The 3,075-nt window shown below is 56.3% G+C and carries 5 protein-coding genes; all 5 read right to left on the bottom strand.

Features of this window, described 5'->3' with window-relative positions; genetic code table 11:
* Positions 1 to 129 precede the first annotated feature (129 nt).
* Positions 130 to 729 (bottom strand): cob(I)yrinic acid a,c-diamide adenosyltransferase, encoded by a 600-nt coding sequence (locus ACOSYY_RS09005; protein ID WP_421661933.1) that lies wholly within the window; start codon positions 727 to 729, stop codon positions 130 to 132.
* Positions 726 to 1,412 (bottom strand): 5,6-dimethylbenzimidazole synthase, encoded by a 687-nt coding sequence (gene bluB, locus ACOSYY_RS09000; protein WP_421661932.1) that lies wholly within the window; start codon positions 1,410 to 1,412, stop codon positions 726 to 728. Before bluB ends, ACOSYY_RS09005 begins: the two co-directional genes overlap by 4 nt.
* A gap of 1 nt (position 1,413) precedes the next feature.
* The gene (locus ACOSYY_RS08995) at positions 1,414 to 1,632 is read right to left on the bottom strand and encodes a cysteine-rich CWC family protein (protein WP_421661931.1); all 219 of its coding nucleotides are present in this window, start codon (positions 1,630 to 1,632) and stop codon (positions 1,414 to 1,416) included.
* 14 nt (positions 1,633 to 1,646) lie between these two features.
* The gene (locus ACOSYY_RS08990; protein WP_421661930.1) at positions 1,647 to 1,916 is read right to left on the bottom strand and encodes a cob(I)yrinic acid a,c-diamide adenosyltransferase; all 270 of its coding nucleotides are present in this window, start codon (positions 1,914 to 1,916) and stop codon (positions 1,647 to 1,649) included.
* A 13-nt stretch (positions 1,917 to 1,929) separates the two neighbouring features.
* On the bottom strand, positions 1,930 to 3,075 hold a 1,146-nt coding region (locus ACOSYY_RS08985; protein ID WP_421661929.1), incomplete at its 5' end, for a cobyrinic acid a,c-diamide synthase CobB.

Here is a 3,075-nt window from a genome sequence, read left to right as displayed (position 1 = left end):
TGCCCTGTGGCGACGAACGCGCGCGGCCCCCGTGAGCCGGCTAACCGGAGAGCAGCCTCACTTTTTCCAGATGATGCTCCGCCAAGCACAAAAATGATGCGGCTTACTGTTTTTCTTGCTGGTCGACGTTTACTCGACTTTTTTTGCGACATCGCGTTCCCATAAGAATTCCGGCTCGCCCTGCGTCTTGGCCACCCAGCGACCCAAGACGAACAGCGCATCGCTCAGCCGATTGAGGAACTTTATGATCGTTGGATCGACCGGTTCCATTTTTGACAGAGCGATACATACTCGTTCGGCCCGACGGCAGATCGTCCTGGCTTGATGGAGAAAACCGGATACTTTCCCGCCACCCGGCAGGATGAACTCTTTGAGCGGTTCCAAATCCTTTTGACAACGATCCATCAGTTTTTCCAAGCGCGTAACATTCTGGGCCACCACTTGGGGCATATTTTTGAACGTCTGTCCGGGCGCAGTCGCGAGAATGCTGCCGACATCGAACAACTTGTTCTGCACCCAACGTAGCTCATCTTCGAGTTGTTGGGCCGCTGAGGATTCCTCTTTCATGTCGGCATTCATGACCCGCACCACACCGACCGACGCATTGAGTTCATCGACGGCTCCATAGGCTTCGACGCGCAAACTGTCTTTCCATACTTGCTGTCCGCCGGCCAATCGCGTTTTCCCTGCATCACCTGTTCTGGTATAGACCTTGGTAATCCGCATCATCGTCTCCCCTTATGCTCAGTCACTGTATTGCCCCAGGATTCATGGTGGATGAGACGCTCCAGCGGTATCCTCTCCCGCCACCCGGCAGTGGCCAAATCCGGTTGTGTCGAAAAATTCGATACATACCCGAGGCAAAGATAGGCCAGGACTTTGACCGGCTTGGGCACTCCAAGTATCCGTTTTAAGGCACTGTGATCGAGAATGCTGACCCATCCCACTCCAATACCTTCCGCGCGCGCTGCCAGCCAGAGGTTTTGAATGGCGCAGCACGTGCTATAGAGATCCGTGTCACGTACCTTGGAACGACCCAGCACATGAGGCCCGCCCCGCTGGCGACTGCAGGTCACACCGATATTGATCGGAGCTTCCTCGATCCCTTCAAGCTTGAGATTTCGATAGAGTGCCGCGCGTTTTCCCTGGTAGCGTGGTGCGGCTTCGGCATTGGCTTTGAGGAACAACTTCTTCACCGCGCTCTTGACGGCTCGATCCCTGACCACCACAAAATCCCAGGGCTGCATGAATCCAACGGACCCGGCATGGTGGGCAGCGGTCAATACGCGCATCAAAATATGATCCGGAATCGGCGACGGCAGAAAATTCCGGCGCACATCACGGCGTTCAAAGATCGCCCGATAGACGGCATCGCGCTCCGCGTCGGAAAATCGACCGTCAATCCGCATCATCTCAGTCGGCTTGCCTATTGCCTGTCGGATCCGGCTGATTCCCCGGTTCACCGAGCGCGATTTGTCCCAAGCAGACCGGACAGAGACAATCCTCATACCGTGCCGCGATCCAATCCATGTGCTCTTCTGTCACACCGATCGTGCCGCACCAACACTGATATCCGTCGCATTGAAACGCCTGTCCGCAGCGCTCGCAGGTTTTCCGGACCGGTCCTCTCAAAATTCAACCCCCGGCTATGCCTGGATGCCTTTTCGGAAAGGACGCTTGACTTGTTTCATCTCCGTCACCAAATCGGTCTTTTCCAGAAGTGCCGCCGGTTCTCCTCTATCGGTGATTACCACATGTTGCATCGTTGGACGATCGCGAAGCACCGATAGTACGTCTCCAAGGTGAACGGTGTAAACAATCAAGAGACCTTTCTCCTGTTGCGCCTCTTCAATGCGCTGATCCACCGACGCCTTGAGGCATTCCATTCTGGCTTGATGTCCGACTTGATTCGTCATGGCGAACCCGTACTCACGGACATCTGACGGTGTATTGGCGGGCGGCATCCACCAGCGCTGTCCCGACTTGCGGTTGGCCGGCAAAGTGCAGATGGGTATAGAGCGCCAACACGTTGTTTTTTGTGAGCCCGTCCTGCCCTCTTGAGCCGCCTCCGGCATCGCTCAGTGCACAGGCGTACTGCAGGGGGTCCCTCGCAATCAGCGTGGAATAATGGAACTCATGGCCTCGTGCCATGACACCGACCTCACCAAGGATGCAGCGTCGTGAACATTCCACCGTTCTATACCCCAACGTGAGACTTTGTTTACGCATGACTGTTTCGGCTGGAAAGATGCCGACCATTTCATGCGAGCGGCCTTGGAAATCTCGGATCGATTCCGCGAGATACATCAACCCGCCGCATTCCGCATAGATCACCCCGCCTCGCTCCGCAAATCGCTTGACGGCCGCTAACATGGCCGCATTCTTGGCCAGCGCCGCGCCATGCAGTTCCGGATATCCGCCGCCAAGATAGAGCATCTCGACGTCCGGCAATACCTGGTCGTGTAACGGAGAAAACTTTACGACCTCGGCACCAGCAGCTTCCAGCACTTCAAGATTGTCCGGGTAGTAAAAACAAAATGCCCGATCCTCCGCTACGCCGACGCGAACCGTACGGCCGTGGTTCTTTTTCACCGGCTGGGAGACCGCATCCGGTAACGAACCACATGAATGGGCAAGTGCCTCGATGCGATCCAGATCGACTGTCTCCAGCGCTGCCTTCCCTAATCGATCATAGAGCTGACTATCCTCTTGTTCCATTGCCGTGACCAACCCGAGATGCCGATCTGGAATTGCCATAGAGACATCAGGGCGCAAATATCCCACGGGAATCACCGCGGTTTCTTGCTCCACGGCCGCCTTTAGCAGCTGGTAATGCGCCTCACTTCCCACACGATTGAACAAGACCCCGGCAATGCGCAACGCGGCATCGAAATGCGCATAACCCGTGACCATTGCCGCGGCGGAGCGGGCCATCGCGCTTCCGTCGACCACGAGCAGCACCGGGGCGCTCAACTGCTTTGCCAATTCAGCCGTGCTGCCGATGTCATTCACCGGCGAGCTGCCGTCAAACAGACCCATCATACCTTCGATAATGGAGAGATCCGCATCGGCTGC

The sequence above is a fragment of the Nitrospira sp. BLG_2 genome, from assembly GCF_049222245.1.
This window is presented reverse-complemented; position numbering and strand designations above follow the sequence as displayed.